General features: G+C 60.5%; 16 protein-coding genes. 12 read left to right on the forward strand and 4 right to left on the reverse strand.

Annotated features, from left to right (window positions below):
* Positions 1 to 36 precede the first annotated feature (36 nt).
* From ATY79_RS01325 to ATY79_RS01340, 4 genes are all read right to left on the reverse strand, one after another.
* Positions 37 to 2,715: a glycosyltransferase gene (locus ATY79_RS01325; protein ID WP_088702735.1), complete on the reverse strand. Its 2,679-nt coding sequence runs from the start codon at positions 2,713 to 2,715 to the stop codon at positions 37 to 39.
* Positions 2,702 to 4,174 carry a DUF6212 domain-containing protein gene (locus ATY79_RS01330; protein WP_088702736.1) on the reverse strand — a complete coding sequence of 491 codons (1,473 nt, stop codon included), beginning with the start codon at positions 4,172 to 4,174 and terminating at the stop codon, positions 2,702 to 2,704. Before ATY79_RS01330 ends, ATY79_RS01325 begins: the two co-directional genes overlap by 14 nt.
* 207 nt (positions 4,175 to 4,381) lie before the next feature.
* On the reverse strand, positions 4,382 to 5,617 hold the full coding sequence (locus tag ATY79_RS01335) for a glycosyltransferase family 4 protein (RefSeq protein WP_088702737.1): 1,236 nt from the start codon (positions 5,615 to 5,617) through the stop codon (positions 4,382 to 4,384).
* 44 nt (positions 5,618 to 5,661) lie between these two features.
* Positions 5,662 to 6,234, reverse strand: coding sequence for a MarR family transcriptional regulator (locus ATY79_RS01340; RefSeq protein WP_088702738.1), 573 nt, complete (start codon positions 6,232 to 6,234; stop codon positions 5,662 to 5,664).
* Positions 6,235 to 6,430: 196 nt separating this feature from the next.
* Between ATY79_RS01340 and ATY79_RS01345 the strand changes: the two genes are divergently transcribed.
* The 12 genes from ATY79_RS01345 to ATY79_RS01400 all read left to right on the forward strand — a co-directional run bounded on the left by ATY79_RS01345 (position 6,431) and on the right by ATY79_RS01400 (position 21,445).
* The gene (locus ATY79_RS01345; RefSeq protein WP_088702739.1) at positions 6,431 to 8,191 is read left to right on the forward strand and encodes a type I secretion system permease/ATPase; all 1,761 of its coding nucleotides are present in this window, start codon (positions 6,431 to 6,433) and stop codon (positions 8,189 to 8,191) included.
* On the forward strand, positions 8,188 to 9,588 hold the full coding sequence (locus ATY79_RS01350) for an HlyD family type I secretion periplasmic adaptor subunit (RefSeq protein WP_088702740.1): 1,401 nt from the start codon (positions 8,188 to 8,190) through the stop codon (positions 9,586 to 9,588). Before ATY79_RS01345 ends, ATY79_RS01350 begins: the two co-directional genes overlap by 4 nt.
* A 273-nt stretch (positions 9,589 to 9,861) precedes the next feature.
* Positions 9,862 to 10,521, forward strand: a complete 660-nt coding sequence (locus ATY79_RS01355; RefSeq protein ID WP_088702741.1) for a calcium-binding protein — start codon at positions 9,862 to 9,864, stop codon at positions 10,519 to 10,521.
* Between the two features lie 65 nt (positions 10,522 to 10,586).
* Positions 10,587 to 12,842 (forward strand): glycosyltransferase family 2 protein, encoded by a 2,256-nt coding sequence (locus ATY79_RS01360; RefSeq protein WP_088702742.1) that lies wholly within the window; start codon positions 10,587 to 10,589, stop codon positions 12,840 to 12,842.
* Entirely contained in the window at positions 12,839 to 13,678 is an 840-nt protein-coding gene (locus ATY79_RS01365) for a class I SAM-dependent methyltransferase (RefSeq protein WP_088702743.1), read from the forward strand. The genes ATY79_RS01360 and ATY79_RS01365 overlap by 4 nt, the downstream gene beginning before the upstream one ends.
* On the forward strand, positions 13,675 to 14,925 hold the full coding sequence (locus ATY79_RS01370; RefSeq protein ID WP_088702744.1) for a glycosyltransferase family 4 protein: 1,251 nt from the start codon (positions 13,675 to 13,677) through the stop codon (positions 14,923 to 14,925). Before ATY79_RS01365 ends, ATY79_RS01370 begins: the two co-directional genes overlap by 4 nt.
* 8 nt (positions 14,926 to 14,933) lie before the next feature.
* Positions 14,934 to 15,665, forward strand: coding sequence for a hypothetical protein (locus ATY79_RS01375; protein WP_088702745.1), 732 nt, complete (start codon positions 14,934 to 14,936; stop codon positions 15,663 to 15,665).
* Between the two features lie 86 nt (positions 15,666 to 15,751).
* Positions 15,752 to 17,935: a hypothetical protein gene (locus tag ATY79_RS01380; protein ID WP_245312291.1), complete on the forward strand. Its 2,184-nt coding sequence runs from the start codon at positions 15,752 to 15,754 to the stop codon at positions 17,933 to 17,935.
* Positions 17,932 to 19,251: a glycosyltransferase family 4 protein gene (locus tag ATY79_RS01385; protein WP_088702747.1), complete on the forward strand. Its 1,320-nt coding sequence runs from the start codon at positions 17,932 to 17,934 to the stop codon at positions 19,249 to 19,251. The genes ATY79_RS01380 and ATY79_RS01385 overlap by 4 nt, the downstream gene beginning before the upstream one ends.
* A gap of 241 nt (positions 19,252 to 19,492) precedes the next feature.
* Positions 19,493 to 19,720, forward strand: a complete 228-nt coding sequence (locus ATY79_RS01390; protein ID WP_088702748.1) for a hypothetical protein — start codon at positions 19,493 to 19,495, stop codon at positions 19,718 to 19,720.
* A 323-nt stretch (positions 19,721 to 20,043) separates the two neighbouring features.
* Entirely contained in the window at positions 20,044 to 20,730 is a 687-nt protein-coding gene (locus ATY79_RS01395) for a GntR family transcriptional regulator (protein WP_088702749.1), read from the forward strand.
* A gap of 40 nt (positions 20,731 to 20,770) precedes the next feature.
* A complete protein-coding gene (locus ATY79_RS01400; protein ID WP_088702750.1) occupies positions 20,771 to 21,445 on the forward strand; it encodes a GntR family transcriptional regulator in 675 nt (224 codons plus the stop codon).
* Positions 21,446 to 21,450: the final 5 nt, after the last annotated feature.

Consider the following 21,450-nt stretch of genomic DNA (forward strand, 5'->3'; position numbering starts at 1 on the left):
GACTAGACCTTTCTGTTTCAGGGAGCGGCCCGGCAATCAGCCGATCGCCGCGACCACGGGATTTGTCACTGGCGGCTCGCGAAAGACTGCGGCGCGCGACAGTGATGAGTTATTAACGGAGCGATCGCTCCACGCGATGAAGTCCGAGAAGGAGGAGGCCCATGAGCGGCGCGCAGCAGTGCGCAGGCAGCCCTCCATGAGCGGAGCGAGCCTCTCGCGATTGAGCGCGACCTCTTCGATGATCCGCGCCATCTCCCTCACCACCTGAGGATCGGACGCCGCGTTGACGAGGATGCCGTCCTCACCGTCGGAAATCAGTTCGTCCACGGCGCCGACCGCAGTCGCGATCGGCACGCAGCCAAGCTGCTGCGCCTCGGCGATCATCAGCGGCGCGCCCTCCCAGCGCGACGGCATGACGAGAATGTCGGCCCAGCCCAGCGCCTTGATCAGATCCTTGCTGGCGAAGACGGGAGGACGCACGTCGACGCCAAGGTCCTTCAATCGTTCGCTCCAAGACAAGCTGGAATCGGCGAGGATTTCCCCGCCAATGGCCCGGGCGTCGAAGGAGACGTTGGAGGCCCGCAGTTCCGCGAGCGTCGCCGCCAGTCGATCGATGCCCTTCTGCTGATCGAGCCGCCCCATGTAGAGAAGCCGCAAGCGGTCATCCTTGCGCTCGATCCGCCTGACGGTCAGAACCTCCGCCAGGGCCTTGGGCGGCACCGTGAAACTCGCACCATTGGCAACGGCGAAAACTTTCTCGTGCGGGACGCCATAGCTGTGCAGATAGATCTTGAGCTGTTCGGAGCAGGTCAGGAAGGCATCGTAGCAATGCTCGTGGGCAACCGCTGCAAAGGGCTGCCCGGCGGGCCTCTTGAACGCCGTGTTGTCGACCACGTGAAGATAGCAGGCGGTGCGCGTGCCTTCGGAGCGCAGTCGCGCGATGATCGGATGGACGGCCATCACGTGGTTGTTGATGACGAGGTCGAAGCCGGAAAGCTGTCCCTTCAGCGCCTCCCAGTCGACCGAATGCCCCTCGGCGATAAAGTCCTGCCCCAGGAAGGAACCCGACCCTCCCCAGGCCGGAATTCCCGCGTCCCAGAAGTGAATGTAGTCGAAGCTGGAATCGAATTCGTCGATGACGTCCATCCGGGACGAGCCGAGCACGAAGAGATGGGTTTCGTAACCCACCGCCTTCAATTCCCGGGCGGCCGCGTAGACGACTTTCTCGGCCCCCCCGAACGACGCGTTCGGAACGAGTAGTGCTACGGTCCGCTTGCCGTCACTGTGTCCGAGCGGCAGAACGGGCCCCCCCCCGACTTCCTTGCGCAGCGCCTTGTGCAGATCGGCGTAGGGCACGAGCCGTGCCGGACGCCAGGTCCACCGCCTGCCCGCCGTCTCGCGCAGCGGACTTGCGGCAATCGCGTTGACGCAATTGATCATCACCTGCTGAGGCGTAATGAGAGAGCGGCGCGGAAGGCTTCTTGGAAAAGGAAAGCGCACTTTCAAAACAGTCGATGTCGGCCATACTTGCTGGCTGCCGATCGAAGCGAACCAGTCCACCGCATTGTTCTGGACCACGTCCTGGATGAGCCGGGTCGAAAGGAAAATGAGATCGGCAGAGCCGATGCGTTCTCCGCCGGGTCCGTGATCAATCGGCTCAATCTTGCGCTGAGCGGCATCGTTGGCGAGCTGGACGAAGACGACGTTGCTGCTCTCGCTCAAGCGTTCGAGGTGGGCAAGCACGTTCGGCAGCATGCGCGAACGCCGGAGGAGGTCGAGCGCCGCGCCGCTTCCGGCGACCATGAACGGCGGGAAGTGTTCATTGTCGGGTTCGCCTGTGTTGGCCCAGAATGCCGGGATGATGTCGTCGAGACGAAGCATCGTCGGTGGCTTGGTCGGATCGGTGAAGAAGGAGATCGCAGTATCTTCGGTTCGCGCAAACAGGTAGCGCGGGCACTCCTCATGCTCGAAATCGACCAGCATCGGTCGCTGGAACAATGTTTTGTGGCGCTTGCGCAGGAAGCTGACCGACGTGGCGCGGTCTCGGTTCGCCTCCTTGAAGCGGCTCTCGGCCCGCAGCCTGTATTCGAAGACTGTGTCGTGGCAGGGCGTGCCGACGAAGCCATGGTCGATGCAGGACAGCCAGAACTCCCAATCCTCGAAGCCGTTCTGCCTGTCGTCGCTGAAGCGCACACCCGTCTGGAAAACGTCGATCGAGATCATCGATCCGGTGTCGCAGATATTGTCGGTAATGCAGTGGACGAGCCGCGAATAGCGGTTGCCGTAGTGGGCACGCCAGCTCACCGAAAACGTGTCGATATTGGTGTAGACCCACCCGCAACCACTGGATTGGAGCTGCCGGTAAAGCGTCTGGATGGTGCCGGGAAGGACACGATTGTCGGCATCCAGGAAATAGACCGCCTTCGTCTCGGGAAAACACTCGAGAACGTATTCGATTGCGCGATTGCGTGCGCCGCCCGGCCCGGCGTTCTGGCCCATCACGACATGGACGGAAGGATGGGCCGCGGCGTAGAGCAACAGTTGATCGAACGTCTCATGCCGCGGATCCCCATCGACCGAGATGACAATGACGACCTGGCAGCCACTTAGCTGCGAGGCAAGTACGGACTCGATCGCCTCCAGGGCGAGTGCCGCGTGACCATAGAGGGGCATAGCCACGGCGATCAGATCGGGGAGTTCCCTATGCGCGGACATCGGCGGCCTCCGTCGATTGCTTGACCAGCCTGAAGCCCGACACCTTGAGCCAGGAGAAATCGACCGAACCCGTCACTGCGCGGCTCAGAATCATCAGATCCATCGGGCCGCGTACCGGCTCCTCCAACTGGATGTTGATGTTGACGACCTGATTAGAGGTGACTTCGCGCCATCCGCTGAAGAATGCAGATGGCCTGGCCGTGCCCTTTCGCGCGAGCTCGGCCACTTCGGAACGCGCGTTCGAATTCGCCGGAGCGAGCAGGAAGCTGACCGCCGCAGGCTGACCTTCCGGATGATCAATAACGGCGCTTGCCGAGAAGGATATCGTTCCCGGCTCGACGGCGCGACTGACCGCGCCCGCGGTTATACCGCTCGGCAATGGGTGGCAGACGATGGCGTGCTCATGCGGAAGAAACCGCACGGTTTGGAATTCCGGGACGATGGGGGTGACCGAAACGTCCGCGATCTGACTCAACGTGTCGACCGCCAAACGATAATCGACGATGAACTGGCCTTCGAGCAGGTTGCTCGGCGCAATCATGTTGGGTGCGCTGGCGGGCTTGACGCCGGGCAGTCCCGTGAACACCTTGAACGCCAGCGGGCGCAGGTCGAGATCCGGATGCGGAAGTTCCGAGCGCGCCGAATAGCGCTCGCCGGCGATCGGATAGCCGAGCGAAACGCCGGCGGTCTCGGGTCCGGTTGCGGAGATGCGCAGCCGAAGCGTGCGCGCCGCCCCACCGCAGGCACGCGGCAACGAGAAAAAATTCCAGTTCGGCACGAGTTGCGCATAGGGTACGGTCCACTCGGCCACCCCTTCGCCGCTCTCGAGATAGCTCAGTGCGACGACAAGTTCTCCACTGACCCTGGGCACCGAATGCAGGTGAAGAGCGAACCCGGCCACGCCAAGGCTGGATACCGGCAGCAGTTGCTCGACAAAGGCGGTGGCAAGCAACTGCCCGATCCCGTCGTCCTTGGGATCGGCATAGGGATCGTGGGAGAAAATCTCGGAAACCGGCTCCCAGTTTCGCGCCTGAAACGCATCTTCAAGGACCCGGTAGTTTTCCAGCAGCGTTTCGCGCTCCCGGCGCAAGATCGCAAGCTCCGAGGTGATCGAGGCGCTGTACTGGGCGAGCCGGCCGACGCCACCTTCGGCCAGCGCCCGCAGAAGCGCGAAACTGTCCGACTTGTTGACAGGATCAAGCCGCTGGAGGGGAACCGCGGGGACCGTCCCCAGCGATCCAAGCAGCGCCAGGCGCTCCTCAAGATCCGCCTCACCCTCGTCGGAAAAGGCGACGGCGATCAATGGAAATGCATTCTGCAATGTCGCTGGAGGGCGGCCGTTCCCCTCGAGGTGAACGATGAGATGCTCGATATCGCTCCCTTCGAAGCATGACCGATCCCGATCCGATGCCGCTATCAGCTTTCTCGTCGCCTGTCGTTTTCCAATGCCGGAGGACATCAACTCTCGCACTTACGGCCTCTGAAGAATTATTTCGGAACGAACCCAAAGACACCAGACAATCAGTTTCTTGCTCAAATCATCGCAGCGTCACCAGCAAGAATCTAACAACTAAGATTGCGGCGCACAATAATAATATTCGACAGCATATAAGAAAAGAAGTTCAGATATACTTTAAAAATCAAAGTAATAATCTATTATTTTTGCTCATACATGACGGAGAAGCGATTTTCCGACCAATCCTTCAAGGATATCCCGCTGACGATCGAGACAGTCCGCCAGTCGGAAACGAGATTCGATCGTCCGGCGTGCCGCTGCGCGCATCCCGAAATAGCGTTCGGGTTCGTTCAGGGCGCCGACAATGGCCTTTGCGAGTGCGTCCGTGTCAAAGAATGGCACCAAGAGGCCGTTGCGGCCGTCGCGTATAACTTCCTGGACAGGGGCGGTATCCGATCCGATGACGAGGGCACCGCACGCCATTGCCTCCAGCACCGACCAGGACAAAACGAACGGATAGGTCAAGTAGAGGTGCGCGGACGATATCTGGTAAAGTCGCCGCAAAACCGAATGCGGCACCACGCCGGGGAAGAGGATATTCTCCCGCGGCATATCCAGCGTCTCGAGGAGATGGTCCTTCCAGGCGCCGCCGCCAGGCGGCGGCACGCCATAGCTGACGCCATTTCCGCCGACGAAAACGAACAGTGCATCGCGACATTGCCGCGCAACCTTGGCGGCAGCCTCCAGAACCTGTGGAAATCCGCGGTACGGCTCGAGGTCACGTGCGACAAAGGTGACAATGGGAGGCCCGCCAGCAGAGAGCATACGCCCATCCGCAAGCGTGACCGAAGCTGTCGGGTCCGGTCGAAACCGCGCTGTATCGATACCCTCGTGGCACACTGAAATGCGCCCCTGGGCATCGGCGGGATAAAGGCTTTTCTGCCAATGGGTGGGGCTGATACCCGCCTCAATGGCCTCGAGGGACAAGAGTTGCGCGATGTTGCGCAGGCGCAGCCTCTTGCGCGTCTCCAGATCCGGCTGATCGTCGAGGGAGAACCCGATGTCCGCGCCTTCCGACCGGTAGAAGAACTCGCAATATCCCAATGCGGGCACCTGTGGCAGCACGTCTTTCAAGAACATCATACTGCCCCAACCGATATGGCCGACGACAACCTCGGGCGCCAGCCCCTGCCGCACCATGGCGTCGAGCGTTTCGGCAACACGATGGCCGATTCGCGCGTGGTGATCGGGAATGGCCATGTGCCGGGCCATGTGCGGACTTGCGCGCGGGCCCGCTTCCGTTCGATGTCGAACGACTCGAACGGATGGGATCTTCCTGTCTATGGTCTCGGTGATAAGGCTGACCTCATTGCCCGCCTGCGCGAGTTGAGCGGCCAAGGCAGCGAACTGACCGAAGCCCCTACGATGAACAAACGCCACATGCATCGCGTCTAGTCCGCCCTTGCCGGGCCCGCGGCACCACGCACCGCCTAGACGCCGAACCGTGAACCGTTGGCCCAGGCCAGCTCAAGCTCGTGCAGTGTCTGGAAGGCCGTCTCAAGCATCCGCTGATCCTGGTCGCCACGTTTCACCGCACGCTCGTAGGCCATCGCCGCATCGCGGAGATTTGCCCTCAGTTGCCGCCCCTTCGCCGTCAGCTTGATGCGTGCGGACCGCTTGTCGCGCTGGGAGGCTACGCGATCAATGTAGTCGCCGTCGGCAAGCTGCTTCAAATAGTAGGAAACATTGGAACCAACATAATGCCCACGTTCTAGAAGCTCGGCGACCGAAAGTTCCGAATCGCCGATTGCGAGTAGTATCATCGCCTGTGCAGGCCCAATATCATCCACACGAAGCTTGGTGAGCGCCGCGCGTATCAGTCCGGAAAACCGTCTACTTGCCCGCTCCATAAGGCGAGCGAGCTCAAAATACGTAATCTGACGGAGATCACCAGACTCGACATCTTGAGCATACCCGGAAACTGCTTGTGCAGCCTGACCGTTATTTTGAATTCTCAGACCGTCACTCAACTCGGATAGATTAAGCGCATCATTTTCGTTCATTATATTCCCCATTTCGGAAAAATACTTCAAAACTTGAAGTAATTTTCAAATATCCCTACCACCCATGATCAACCTGATCTTGCACGCGCCCCCCGTTCTATGCCAGATTGGTAAAAGCGATACTACACATCCCCCCAGTTATAACCAATTCTGTCCTCCAGCAGATGGCCATAACGTTAATTCAAGGCAAATTGCCATGCGTGATACTGTTCAAAATGAGACAAGAAGCAAGGCTCAAATTTTGGGAGGCAACGACAAAAACAACCCAGGGATGCTGATCGCGCAAGCGAAGCGCGTGTTCTTGTCGGGGTTGATATATGCGGCGGCGCTTAGCGTGTGTCTGAATTTCCTACAACTCACGATGCCTCTGTTCATGCTGCAGGTTCATGACAGGGTGCTCAACAGTCAGAGCATGGAGACGCTGGTCATGCTGATGATTTTGGCGATCGGCGCCCTTGTGGTGCTCGGTGTTCTGGAATTCATCCGCGCCCTGTCTTTCCAAGCCATCGCTGGCGCACTCGTGCGCCGTTTAAACACGCCAGTCCTGGCTGCCGCCGTTCAGGCCTCCGTTGACCAGGGCCTGTCGCGCGCGACCCAGTCACTTCGCGACATCGCGGAATTGCGAAGCTTCCTGACCTCGTCAGCGGTGACCGCGCCCCTCGACGCGGCCTGGTCACCGATCTTTCTCGGCGCCCTTTTCGTTCTGCATCCGCTATTCGGCCTCATCGGGGCCGTCTCCGCAGCGCTGCTCCTTTGCGGCGGCCTGATCACGGACATGCTGACACGCCAACTCACCAAGGAAGCGAACCAGACGAATGTCGAAGCCATCTCAAAGATCGGCGCATCACTGCGACATGCCGAGGCTATCGAAGCGATGGGCATGTTGCCGGCCCTGGCGAATCGTTGGCGCGCCCAGCAAATGCAAGCCCTCGACGCCTTTGAAGCGAGCGGCAGCAGGAGCAAGGCGATGTCATCCATCACCCGCAGCCTGCGCTATTCCATCCAGATCGTCACCCTGGCGGCCGGGGCGTTCCTCGTGCTGGAGCAGGCCATCACGCCCGGCGCAATGATGGCATCGAGCATTCTTGTCGGACGCCTCCTGATACCTTTCGATTCGGTCATCGACAATTGGCGGCAGTGGGTGCTGGCGATCGCAGGCTGGCGTCGCCTTGAGGCGACCCTCAAAGCGGACCTTGCTATCCGCCAAACGATGCCCACGCCGCATTCGTCGGGCGACATCGTCATCGACAAACTGGTTTACGCAGCCCCTGGGCTGGATGTGCCAATCATCAAGGGCATTTCGTTTTCCCTCTCTCCAGGCGAGGTCCTGGGTGTGGTCGGTCCCTCCGCGGCTGGTAAATCGACCCTCGCCCGGCTGCTCGTCGGAACCTTGCGGCCGACGTCCGGCGGTGTCTTTCTCGACGGCAACAACACCTATCTCTGGGAGCGTAGCTCGTTCGGCCAAGTGGTCGGATATCTGCCGCAATCCGTCTCCCTTTTGGAGGGCACGATTCGAGAAAACATTGGGCGGATGACCGACAGCGATCCATACAAGGTGCTGGAGGCGGCGCGATTGGCCGACGTCCACGACATGATCGGACGCCTGCCACTGGGCTACGACACACCCGTCGGCGACGGACACCTGACCCTTTCAGGAGGACAGCGGCAGCGCATAGCGTTGGCACGTTGCCTCTACAACCGGCCCCGCCTCATCGTGCTCGACGAGCCGAACGCAAACCTGGACGCGATTGGCGAGCGGGCCCTCATCCGCGCGATCCAGCATGCGCGCGACGACGGCGCCATCGTCATCATAATCGCTCACAGGCCGGCCATCATGCAGGTCGCCGACAAGCTGCTCGTGCTTGAATCCGGCCGCGTCACACAGTTCGGGCCGCGAACGGACGTGATTCCCGCTACGATGCCGGGCGAAGTACGCCGCGAGGTCGCTGCGAAATGACCGAGAAGAAGCCTCTTGCAGCCCGCCCAGACCTTTCCGAACGGCGTCTACAGACGCATCAGCCGGTGTCGCTGAGTGTCAACCCTGCCGACGTTGAATTCGACCAATTTGATACCCGCTCGCCGCTCCGCCGTCTTGTCATCGCGGGGATGGCCACGATCCTTTTGTCCTTTGGTGGATTTTTTGCCTGGGCGCTTTCGACCGAACTCAGCAGCGCGACAGTCGCCAGCGGCACGGTCATCGTCGATTCGAAGCGAAAGACCGTCAGCCATTTCGAAGGCGGCGTCATGAGCCGGCTGCTCGTTCAGGAGGGTGACAAGGTGTCCGCCGGGCAGTCCCTGATCGAATTGGAGGATACGCGCGCCCGTTCCAGCCTGCGGTCGCTCCAGATCCGACGTATCGGCCTGATTGCGAAACTGGCGCGATTGAAGGCCGAGCAGAGTGACATGGCGCAAATCAGCTTTCCTGGCGATTTCGGCGACGCCCGGGACGGTACGGTCGATGACGCCGTCAGGGCGGAGACGATATTTTTCAAAAAGCGGCGCGAGACCAAGGACGGGCGCATCGACGTCCAAGAAAAGACCATTGAGGAGTACATCGAACAAGCAAAATCACTCGCCATCCAGATCCAGGCGACCGACCAGCAAATGGACCTCATCAAAGAGCACCGGACTGCGACAGAAACCTTGGTGAAAAAAGGCGCCGTACCGCGCATGCAACTCATCGAGATCGACTCCAAGCTCAGCGGGCTCGCGAGGGAGCGGGGCGAACTCGTCGGCGACAAGGCCCGGGCCGAAAAGGCCGAAGCAGGCGCACAGCTTGCATTAACCGGCATCGAAAGCGATTTTCAGTCGACGATTGCCGGCGAAATCACAACGGCGCGCGTCGAGCTCGCGGACGTCGAAGAACAGATCACCGCCTCGAACGACGTCCTGCGGCGTCTTCAAATCCGCTCTCCGCAGGACGGGATCATCAGCAACATCTTCCTGCGCACCCCTGGCAGCGCGGTCACGCCCGGCCAGCCGTTGATCGAGATCGTGCCGGAAAATGAGCCTCTCCTGATCGAGATGCGCGTCAATCCCCGTGACATCGACAGCATCGCCGTGGGCTCCAAAACGCAAATCCGGTTGACGGCCTATAATCAGCGTTCCCGCCTGCCCATGGAAGGCGCCATCACATATGTGGCCGCGGACCAGTCGCTAGATGAAAAGTCAAACTCCGCATTTTTCGTCGCGCGCGCCAAAATCGACCCGGCATCATTCAAGGCAAACCCTGATGTCCGCCTCTATCCCGGTATGCCCGCGGAGGTGCTGATCATCCACAAGTCACGCCTTGCGATCGAATATCTTACCTCTCCCGTCGCCGAGAGTTTCAATCGCGCCTTCAGAGAAGACTAGGACGCAGAAACAACATTGGGGCATACCACGTGTAATTTGTTTCAATTTTTGAAGTTATTTCAAAGTAAACTGCTGGAATTTTACATCATAAAAGCCGCGATTTTCGAAATGATGTGCCAATAAGACTCAAAATAAGAAATTTATTTCTCAAAACTGGACGCTTTCTCTTCCCGGGACGCTTGCGAAGATTTTTTTTGCAGTGCACATTTCGGGCGCGCAATCGTCGCACCCCGTGCGAACAACGCGTGCATAGAAACCTGAAAGGAGAGGCAGATGGCCACATTGGAAGGCGGTGCATACCACGACGCCCTGTTCGGCTCCCGTTTCAGCGACTTCATTCGCGCCCATGGGGGCGATGATTTCGTGAGCGGTGGCAACGGGCACGACATCATTTTCGGTGATGACGGTGACGACCTGCTGTTCGGCGGCAAGGGCAACGATACCCTGTTTGGCGGCGAAGGCAGCGACTTGCTGAACGGTGAAGACGGTCACGACAACCTCGTTGGCGGCTGGGGTGATGACCTTCTGTACGGCGACAAGGGCAACGACACCCTGTTTGGCGGACAAGGAAGCGACCTTCTGTCCGGCGGCAAGGGCAACGACATCCTCTATGGTGGCGATGGCAACGACATCCTCGACGGCGGTGCCGGAAACGATGTGTTGGCAGGTGGTGCTGGCCATGACGTCTTCGTCTTCGACGGCGGCGGCGGCAATGACGTCATTCTCGACTTTACTGCGGGCGAGGATCTGCTGCAGATCTCGAAGGGCATCAATGGCCTCGACGTGTCTTCGGCCGAAGACCTGGCCTCGCGCGTCACCCAGGTCGGCGGCAATGTCGTCGTGGATCTCGGACATGGCGATACCCTCACCCTGGTCAATGTCGATGCCCACGACATCCAGGCCAATCCCGACCACTACTTCACGGTTCACTAAAGCGTGGGCCCCGCGCGCCCTGCTTCCTCCCTCGGGGCGCGCTATTCCAATCCAGAGGATAGCGTGTGACGTTCGACGTACCGATAGACGCCACGGGCGATTTCAGGAATGCAGAGATTTTTCGGCTCGGCGCCGAGCTGGCCGTCCTTGTCTTGGATCTCCCCCCAGCCCTTCCCACCGCCACAAGGTGCCTGTTGTCCATGGACCAGTCGCCGGTACCGCTCGTCAGCATGACGCTCCCGCTTGGCAACGGACGGCACCGCATGTTCTGGGCGATGAGGCCCGGAAACCAGCCGCAGAGCGTGGACATCTGCACAGAAGACGGCGCCACCGTTGATACGATCGTGATGCAGCCCGCGCGCGCGCTCGCGCCACTCGATGTTGAGGCCCTGTTTACCGGTCTTGCGCCAGATGCTCGCATCAAGTTCGTCAACAACCTCCTGACTGTGTGGCGAAGCGCCTTCCGCATTGCCAGCGACGATCTGTTCAGCATGGTCGTTGAAGACGCCCTTCACGCGCTCGTACCCGAACCGCAGGGCGCCAGCATCGTGTGCCAGGTTGCGCAAGGACGCCATCTGGTTGAGACGACCATCAATCCGGATCTGGGCGACATCACAGCGATCTATGCGGTTGGCGTGGCGTCGATCACGCGCATGGCCGCAAGGATTGTCCTTGGACGCAACATGAAACACGGCGCGCGGTCGTGCCATTTCATCACCGAGGCGCCTGCCCCCTCTCCTCCGTTTCTCATCGTCCTCCTGAGCAAGAATGGCCTCGCCATCCGCCAGCTCGCCGACGGCAAGCCTCGCTATTCCAGCCTTCAGGGTTGGTGGGCTAAACACCGCGAGGCGGTGGAGTTGCGCGAGATGATTGTGCGTCGGCTCGCCACCTTGCCGGAAAGCGGCGCCGCCACGGCGATCGACCTGCAAGTTCGCGCACCATTGGCGACAATCCGGATCGCCAAGTCGTCGATGCATCCGTCCGGAGAGGTCGATCTCGCTCTGGCGCTCGAAGGCGGTCTGTTGGCCGGCGGCTGGTTCCATGCGCCGTCAACCGTGTTCGCCGGCATCGACTACGTCAAAGAGGACGGCACGGCCGTGCCGCTCGACGGCAACAGCTACGAATTTCCGGCATGGGCACAAGGCAAGGATGAGAAGAGCAAGACCGATGTAACCGGTTTCGTTGCCTGGGTCCCTCTGGCGCAATCCCCCGGGCCGCTCCTGCAGCCACGATTTCAGATGCGCCTTGCCTCGGGAGCGGCCATGCCTCTTGTCCCGGAGCCACAGGCTTTCGAGGCCGCAATGCAGCGAAACCATGTCCTGCGCGCCGTGCCTCCGCAGCATGCGGTCGACAACGCCTTCCGTACAATCCTCGCCCCCGCCTTGCAGGACGTCGAGCGACGACTGGGAAGGACCATAGAGGTCAACCGCACCAAGGACTACGGCCTTACCAAAGATGCGCCCCTCGTTTCCATTGTCGTCCCACTTTACCGGGTTCTCGACTTCCTGCGTTTCCAATTGTCCGGGATGGCGACGGATCCGTGGCTCGCCAACAACGCGGAGATCATCTATGTCCTCGATTCCCCGGAAATTCAGGACGAGACGGAGCACCTTTTGGGCGGCCTGCATCTTCTGCACGGGCTGGCGATGAAGTTTGTTGTGATGAACCGCAACGCAGGCTACGCGCGCGCTTGCAATGCCGGCGCACGCTTTGCACGCGGCGCCATCCTGGTGATGCTCAATTCGGATGTCGTGCCGTCAGCGCCGGGCTGGCTCCAGGTGTTGTCGCGTCCGTTGCTGGAAAGGCCAACACTGGGCGCCATCGGCCCGAAGCTGATTTTCGAGGACGGATCGCTGCAGCATGCCGGTCTCTACTTCGGCCGCGACCAGCGCGGGATCTGGCTGAACCATCATTTCCACAAGGGCATGCCGGGCGACTACGCGCCGGCGCTACATGCCCGCGAGGTTCCCGGCGTCACCGGCGCTTGCCTGGTGACCCGCAGGGATACTTATGAAAGCGTTGGCGGTTACACCGAGGACTATGTGATCGGCGACTACGAGGACAGCGACCTGTGCCTCAAGATCCGTCGCCTCGGACTAAAGATAGTCTATGAACCGGCAGCGTGCCTGTATCATTTCGAGCGTCGCTCGATCCGCCGTAGCCAGGACTACATGCGCGGCGTTGCAAGCCAATACAATTCATGGCTGCACACGCAGCGTTGGGACGACGACATCACCGAACTGATGGCAAATCAATTCGGCAAAGACCGGGATCGCCCCGCCACCGCGGGTGGGAGAACCCGGGAAAGGAACGCGGCGTGATACAAGCGGCCCTCGTGCATCCCCCCGCGCCGGCCCGGCTGATCGATGAAGACCGTGTTCGTTGGCTGATAGAATCCGTTCGGTCCAATCGTTTTCTACCGCGACCGGAACCAACCAACGTCTTCGTGGGAGACGGTGATTTTCGCGCGATAGGGGCGGAGTTTCTCGGTTACTTTATTCGCATCGGCGGCTTGCGCGAAGACAGCCGCGTGCTCGACATCGGTTGCGGTATCGGCCGGATGGCCGTACCGCTCACCCAGTATCTCGATCCACAAACGAGCCGCTACGATGGTATCGATCCGGTCGAGGGCGGCATCATCTGGTGCCAGCGTACGATCACGCCCGCCTACCCCAATTTCGCCTTTCAGCGACTGGATATCGCGCACGAGCTCTACAACCCGAGCGGCAAGATCAGCGGAAAGGCCCTGGCGTTGCCCTTTCCCGATCATCATTTCGACTTCGTCATCATGACGTCCGTGGTCACTCATTTGCCGCCCGGGGAGGTGCTTGTCTACCTCTCCGAGGTCCGCAGAGTCCTGTCACCCGGCGGCCGCCTCTTCATAACCGCGTTCGTGGTCGACGGCATCGCCGCGGCAAACGAAAACGGGCGGCGCGATCCGCGTCTCGCTTTCCGTCGCTACGGCAAGGGGCCGTGCTGGTTCGTACCCAACCAGCCGCCGCTTGCCGCGATCGGCTTCGAAGAAGGTTTTCTCGACAAGGCGCTCGAACGGGCCGGCCTTTCCGTCGCGCTGAAATCTCTGGGTCATTGGCGCGGCACGAACGCTGGCCACCATCAGGACTTCGTCGTGGCGAAGCGCCGGGGAAATGCTCGATGAGCAAGCGCATTCTGGTGGCCGCCCACAACCATCCGTCCCTCCATCCAGGTGGAACGGAGATATTCGCCCACGACTTGTTTCGCGCCTACCAGCGCGCGGGGCACGAGGCTCTGTTTCTTGGTGCCACGAACCAAATCCATCGCGAGGCGAGGCCAGGCACGAGCTTTCAGGGCATCGGCCCGGCGGGAGACGAAGTCCTGCTGTGGTCCGGACACTTCGACCACTTCTTCATGAGTCAGATCGACCTCTATGGCGTGGTGCCTGACATAACGGAGTTGCTGCGCGAGTTCCATCCGGATGTGGTCCACATCCACCATCTGTTGCTGCTTGGCGCCGAGTTCCCTCACATTATCCGCCGCACGCTGCCCCACTGTCAGATCGTCATGACGCTCCATGACTACTACCCCATTTGCCATCATGACGGCCTGATGGTGCGCACCGGCAGCAAAGAGCTTTGCCATCAGGCCAGCCCGGACCGTTGCCATGGCTGCTTCAAGGACATTCCCCTCGATCGCTTTGTCCTGCGCGAGCGGCACCTGAAGGCCCTGCTGAGCACGGTCGACCACTTCGTATCGCCAAGCGCTTTTTTGAGGGAGCGCTTCGTGCAATGGGGGCTGGACGCAGATGCGATTAGCGTCATTCCCAATGGTATTCCCATCCGAAACGCCAGCGCGCGGCGCGAGCTTCTCGCAGGCGGACGGCCGGTCTTCGGCTATTTCGGAAATCTCAATCCCTGGAAAGGGGTGACCGTATTGCTCGACGCCGCGCGCCAGCTTCTGGCCGATGGCCTCGAATTCGAGCTGCGAGTGCATGGAGGCGCGCCGTTCCAAAGCAAGACCTTCGTCGACGAGGTCGATCGCCGCTTCGCCGAAACGGCAGACTGCGTGCAGCCCCGGGGGCCGTATCGACGCGAAGACATTGGCGATCTGGTGGCCGCGGTCGATTGCACCATTGTTCCTTCCATCTGGTGGGAGAACGCCCCGTTGGTCATTCAGGAGGCCCAGGCTCAGGGTCGTCCCGTCATCGCCAGCAACATTGGTGGCATGGCTGAAATGATCGAGCACGGCGTCAACGGCCTGACTGTTCCACCCAACGATGCGCGAGCGCTCGCCGCAGCGATGCGTAACATCATGGAGCAGCCGAGCCTGCTGCGCCAGTTCGGCGAAAACGCTCGCAAGCCCGACGACATCGATACGACCGCCCGCCGCTACCTCAAGCGGTTCGAGGCGGCACCGCTTCAGGCATAGGAGAACTTATGGCCAGTCCCGCTGAACGACCGGACGCCGCATCCGAACAGGACGACGCCAAGCCGATGAACGGCCGGGTAGATGCCATCGACAAGGGTCGGGTCTTCGGCTGGGCATTCGACCCGATGGCACCAAGCCAACGATTGACCGTCCGTGTCCTGCTCGATGGCAAGGTGATTGCCGAAACGGTTGCCGATCGCAATCGTCCCGACCTGCGGCGCAACGGTATCGGCGACGGCAAGCACGCATTTGAAATCGCACTGCCCGATCCCGTCCAGTCGCGCGCGAACGACGTCGTCGTCGTGGCGCGAAATGGAAGTGGTTCCGAACACGCCTTGCGCGTCCCCCAGCCAGACGAGCAGGCGGCCGAAGCTCTGATCGCCGCGCCGCTCGCGAGAGTGCTCGACAAGCTCGACTTACTGATGGCGTCGCAGCGGCAACTGCAGGTCTCACAGCGCTCGCTGCAGCGCACAACAGAAATCGACGTGGACAAGATTGAGACAGTCGGCCTGACCGACGTCAGCAACGCCGTCGAAAATCTCAGAGTCGATATCGGCCAACGGCTGAACGATCTCGATGTCCATCTGATGCGGCTGGATGGGGTGGTGGCAGCAATGGAGAAGAACCTGAGTGCGTTACACAAGCGTAAGAGCGGCGAGTTGAAACCCCTGCTGCTGCTGCTGTTTGCACTTGTAGGATTTGCCGCGGGCGCTGGCCTCGCGCTGATTGTCAGGATCTGACGCGGGGAGGTCAAGGCGTGTTGGTTACTGAACAGTCCCTCGCGGTTAGGAACCCCACGGCGGTTAAGCCTTTGGCCAGCAGGGCCATGCGCCCGGGAAGGGTTATCGGCTGCCGTGTAGACAAGACCACCTTGTTGATCATCGGTCTCGGTCGTGTCTTGGCAGGAGAAGTGGTGGCCGGCGACGTGATGGTCGACGTCGACGGGGATCAAGCGGGCACGCGAAGCGCGTTTGTCTTAGAATGGCGGCTCACCGCTCAATCGCCAAGGGCTAAGCACGGCTTCGCGGCGCTCCTGCCGACAGACGGCACGGACGGCGCCATCACTGCAATGCGGTTCGGCGAGGAGAAAACGGGGGCACGCTACATCTTCGCGCCCCGACTCGCCTCCGCCGAGGAAGCAGCCGCGATCGTGGCCGAATCCGCGGGATCTCAGTCAGCCGCCGTCATCGACGGGCTCATCGACGTTCTGATGGCCGGCAACCTTGACCTCCGCAGACGTCTAACCATCACCGCACTTTTGCAGGCAGCCCACGCAAACGATGGTTTCATCGAGTTGATTGGTGAAAGTCATGAGGGCACGACGTTCCTGCAGGGCTGGAGCCGCGGCATAGCGCCCGGGCCTTGCCGGGTGTCCGTGGTCGGCAGCCCGACATCGATGGCCTCGCAGTGCAGCATCGCCGTCTTTTCCCGCCCGGACGCGCCCGATGGCGCCCCGGGTTTTGTCGGTCTTCTCGAGGCTACCGAGGCTCCCCGCGCACGCGACATCGAAGGCCTCATCTTTCGGGGGCGCGCCGGTTGGAGGTATGCCGCGGTCCACCCCCGAAAGCGCATGGCCGGCCCGCTGGAAACGCCCGAACACGTCAGGTCAATCCTGCCGCGCGCACATGGCGCGCCGGACGTGCTCTTATCCCTGCGAGCAGTCGCTAACAGCTTTGATGGCGAAGAAACCGTCTCCAGCCTGCCGTTTCCCGTTCGGATGGGAATTGACAACATGTTCGAGGCCGATGGAGGAAAACTCCTCGCCTCCGGCTGGCTTTATGATCCCGACGCCCACGTCGCGGCGGTAAGACTTCGTAGATGCAATGGCGCGGCTCGCCTCGACGAACGCTGGACGCGCCTTGATCGCCCCGATGTCGCGGACAGTTTCAATGACCAGCAGAACTTCGCGCCGAGCATTCACGGCGCACAGTGTGCCCACGGGTTCATCGCCCACGCCCAATTGCCGAGTGAAGATCACAGTGCACCTTGCTACTTCGAACTGACGCTGCGCGATTCGCGCCGTGCGTTCTTGCCAGTCAAACCGACGCGGGTTTCGGCGCGCTTGGCGGCATTGCGCCAAATCGGTTCCATCGATCCAGCGAACTGTGCGTTGCCGGCGATCGTCGACACACAAATTGTGCCGTTCCTCAGCGAGTCCAGACAGTCGGCGCCGGTCACCGACACAATCCTGGACGCTGGCTGTTTCGATCAGGAAAGCGGCCCGCCGATCCTCATCGGCGTTGGGGAGAAAGAGGAGAATATTTCCCCGCTGCTGGCCTTGCTCGCGCTCGATCCGGAGACCCGACGCGCGCCGATCGTGATCGCCATGCCTGCCGAGCGCTTTCGCAGGCAGGCAGCCCGCCTCAAAGAACTCGTGCGATTTTATCGCCTTTCGGCCAGGTTGGTATCGGCGAAGGGTTCAGGCGACTTCTACGATATGCTTGAAGCCGGCACGCAGGCACTCTCCTGTGAAACAGTCGTGTCGCTCTCTGCATCACTGGTCCCGCGCGCGACAGGCTGGTACGGCAAGCTCCTGGCCACGGCCGCGACCCTGAAAGGAAGTATCATCTCGCCCGTCCTGGCTTACGAGGACCATTCCGTTCGCTGGGCGGGAAACTGGATCGATAACGACAACGGCGACCAGCCAGTTGTGGGTCGATATGCCGGATATCCGCTCAAAGCAGTTACCGACATGAAGCTGAGCCGCATCGCGGCGGCCTCGCTCGAGTGCTGTGTCATGCCTCGCGACGCCCTGCTGGGTGCGGGCGGCTTTTCCGGCGGCTATCTCGGCGTACAGAAAAAAGGCCTGGATCTCGGCCTCCGTCTCAGCCGGTCCGGCATCGACTCCTATTTGCTGCCATCGGTGCAGATGTGGGGCTGCGACGACGCAGGCGATGGGGACAGTCCGGCAATGGCGGCTCTGGTGGAAGACATCGATCGAAAGATCTTCACGAGCCAATGGTCGCCTGTCCTCGCAGGCGAGAAACACCGTGAAATGAGGCCCGCATGAACGAGCAACTTCGTGTCCTTGTCGTCTCGCATGCGCACCCGACAGTGTCGCTCGGCGGGGCAGAAATCGCATCGCACAACCTGCATCGTGGCCTAAACGCATTGCCGGACGTGAGATCGGTTTACCTCGCCCGGGTCGGCCATCCGGTACCCCGGCATGCCGCGTCTGCGTTGATGAGCTTTCGCCTTGCCGAAGATGAGTTGCTGTTTCACACGGACGACTACGACCACTTCTTGTTGTCGAATGGAGACACGCAGGCGATCAGCCGGGACCTGTTGCGCTTCGCGCGCGATCTCAGGCCCCATGTCGTGCATTTCCATCATGTTCTCGGCATCGGTCTCGAAGCGCTCTACGCCCTTAGAGAGGCATTTCCCAATGCGGCCATACTGGTCACGTTCCACGAATACCTTTCGATCTGCCACAATCACGGGCAGATGGTGAAACGTCCCTCCGGTCAGCTCTGCGAAACGGCCTCCCCGATCGCCTGCCACGGTTGCTTTCCCGACATCCCCGTCTCGCACTTCTTGAAGCGGGAGCTGTTTGCGCGCGGCATGCTTGGCCTTGCAGACGCCTTCGTCTCGCCCAGCCGGTTTCTGGCGGAGCGCTACATCAAATGGGGCATCGAAGAGGACAAGCTCTGCGTGATCGAAAACGGGATCGTCCTCGAAGCGGCTGCACCCGCGCGCGACTTGCAGGGTCACAAGCCGCGTCGCAACCGCTTCGCCTATTTCGGCCAGATGACCCCGTTCAAGGGTGTCGACGTGCTGATTGACGCTGTTTTGCGCATCCCGAAGGAGACATGGGGCGAAGACTCCTGTTTGATGATCTTCGGCGGCAACCTCGAGCGACAGCCGAGCGAATTCCAGGAACGAATGAAGAAGCTTATCGCAGACGCCGGCCAGCGCGTCCGATTCTATGGCGCTTACCAGAACGCGGACGTGCCGCGCCTGATGCGCTCGGTCGACTGGGTGGTTCTACCGTCCGTCTGGTGGGAAAATTCGCCTGTCGTGATCCAGGAGGCCCTGCTCCATCGCAGGCCGATGATCTGCTCCGACATCGGCGGGATGGCCGAGAAGGTACGGGAAGGACAGGACGGCCTGCACTTCCGCGCCGGAAGCAGCCAGGATCTCGCGGACCGCATCGTCGAGGTATTGGGTGATAACCAAACCTGGGATCGGCTACGCGCGTCCATGCGACAACCCGCCGACCACCTCGGTTGCGCGGGCGACCATGTGAAGCTCTACCGCGCGCTGCTGCAGCGCAAACGCGACGCCGCGATGGCCGAGAACCCTGCGCTTCTCTCACCCGCGCTTTGACGACCATCGTCTTGAGCAACAGGAAACTGCGTCGACCAAGATCAGCGCCCCAAGGCCCGTGAATCCGTGATCCACATATTTGCTCAAGGCAGCAAATCGATTCCTCCGTTTTCCGCTCGCTGGGAGGATGTCGCAAAGCAGATATAAAATGTCGCCCATTACTATGTCGCGTAATTAAATGAAAGCTAATCTACACCATAACGAAATAAAACGCGCGCGAAGCGCGCCGGGAACGCATTAAATGACCCCGTCCGAATACAGGGCGGCGCTCGCTGTCACTGGATTGACGGCAAGCGTCGCCGCAGAGCTTTTTGGCGTCGATGAACTCACCAGCCGTCGGTGGGCGTCGGGTGAACAGCCGGTCCCGCGTGCCGTGGCCCTCAGCCTGTGGCTGATGGCGTCCTACGGCGTTTCTGTTGCCCAGGCGCGCATTCTTTCAGAAAGCCCGAAATTGCCGAAGTCGGCTTGAACGGCATAGGCCCGGAACGGCCTGTTACGACGCGTTGACCTCTTTCCAGCGAAGATCGGCATGATCTTTTGCAACGAGAGCATCGTTAAATCGAAAAGCCAAGCGGTGACCCCCGAGACAACCGCTTGAGCGGGCAACGGTAACGCGATCGCTTCACTTTCTCCCGCAAGCTTTCGATCAAGATTGCGACGCTGGCCTTGGACCCGCGCGATAAAATCGGCGGCAGCTTATTGCCGAGCGATGAACCACACGCAAACATCAGATTGAATTCGACCTAGTTATTCAGATATATAGGACGAAAAGCAAAATCTCGGAGACAGAGCGTGCGCCAGGAAATTGTTGAAGAAACTGTCGCCGAAAGCGGCTATCGGCAAATACGCGCGGACATCATATTCGGACGCCTGGCGCCCGGCCAGAAGCTCAAGCTGGAGAATTTGAAAGGCGCTTACGAGACCAGCGTCAGCACCCTTCGCGAGATTTTGAACCGTTTGACGTCCGAAGGGCTTGTCGTGGCGGAGGGCCAGCGGGGCTTTGAAGTTGCACGAGTGTCAATTGCGGATCTTAGGGAGATCGCAGCCCTGCGCCTGCTTCTCGAAGAACATGCGCTCGAACAATCTTTCGAACAGGGCGACGTAGAGTGGGAGGCAAGGCTGGTTTCCGCGCATTATAAACTTGCGCGGATGGAGCAGGTGATGGCGTCGGGCGACACCAGCAAGGCGGAAGACTGGAAGCGCTATGACTGGGAGTTTCACCAGGCGCTGATTTCAGCGTGCGGATCGCGTCTGTTGATGGAAACCCATTCGGCCGTTTTCGACAAATATTTGCGGTATCAGATGGTTGCGCTGTCCTATCGCGGTGAAGTTGCCCAACAAGAACACAAGCAGCTTTTGGAAGCCGCTTTGCAACGTGACAGCAAGACCGCAAAGACGGTCCTGCAGCGTCACATACAAGAAGGCGTCGAACATGCGCTGAAGAAGGGCTTGCTATCAGCCGTTCCGCCACAAGCGTGATCGTCGTCACTCCTGGCGCTTCAGCGAAGCAGAGGATCTCATGCTCAAAACTGTCGGTGAACTTTCCGAAACTGTAAGCGACGTCGTCTTTCGGCAGGTCCGTCAGGACATTATTTCGGGTGCCCTGGCGCCTGGGGCGAAAATCAAGCTTGAGCAGGCCAAGGAGCGCTATTCCATCAGCGTATCGTCGCTTCGCGAAATACTCAGTCGCCTCACCACGGAAAACCTGGTGCTGGCGGAAGGCCAGCGTGGCTTCGAAGTCAGCCCGGCATCGCGCAAGGAACTCGAGGAACTCGCCGATCTGCGCACCGTACTCGAAACCCATGCGATCGGCCTGTCATTTTCGGCCGGGGATCTTGAATGGGAGGGACGCATCGTTGCGGCCCACCACAAGCTGGCGGCAGCGGAAAAGAAGCTGCTTGCGGGCGATACATCGCGCACGATCGACTGGGTTCGCTACGATTGGGAATTTCATCAGGCGATCGTGTCTGCCTGCAATTCCGCCACGCTGATGGCTGCGCTGTCATCCGTGTTCGACAGGTTTTTACGCTATCATATGCTTGCCCAGAGCTTTCGCGGGCAGGCCGTGGTCGACGACCACAAGCGACTGTTCGAACTCGCCCTGAAGCGTGACGTCGAGGGAGCACGAGCCGTCATTTGTCGCCATATCGAAAGTGGCGTGGCCCACGTACTCAAGAGCGGTCGCATCGACTGAGCGAG

The sequence above is a fragment of the Rhizobium sp. R693 genome, assembly GCF_002211315.1.
GTDB lineage: Bacteria > Pseudomonadota > Alphaproteobacteria > Rhizobiales > Rhizobiaceae > Rhizobium.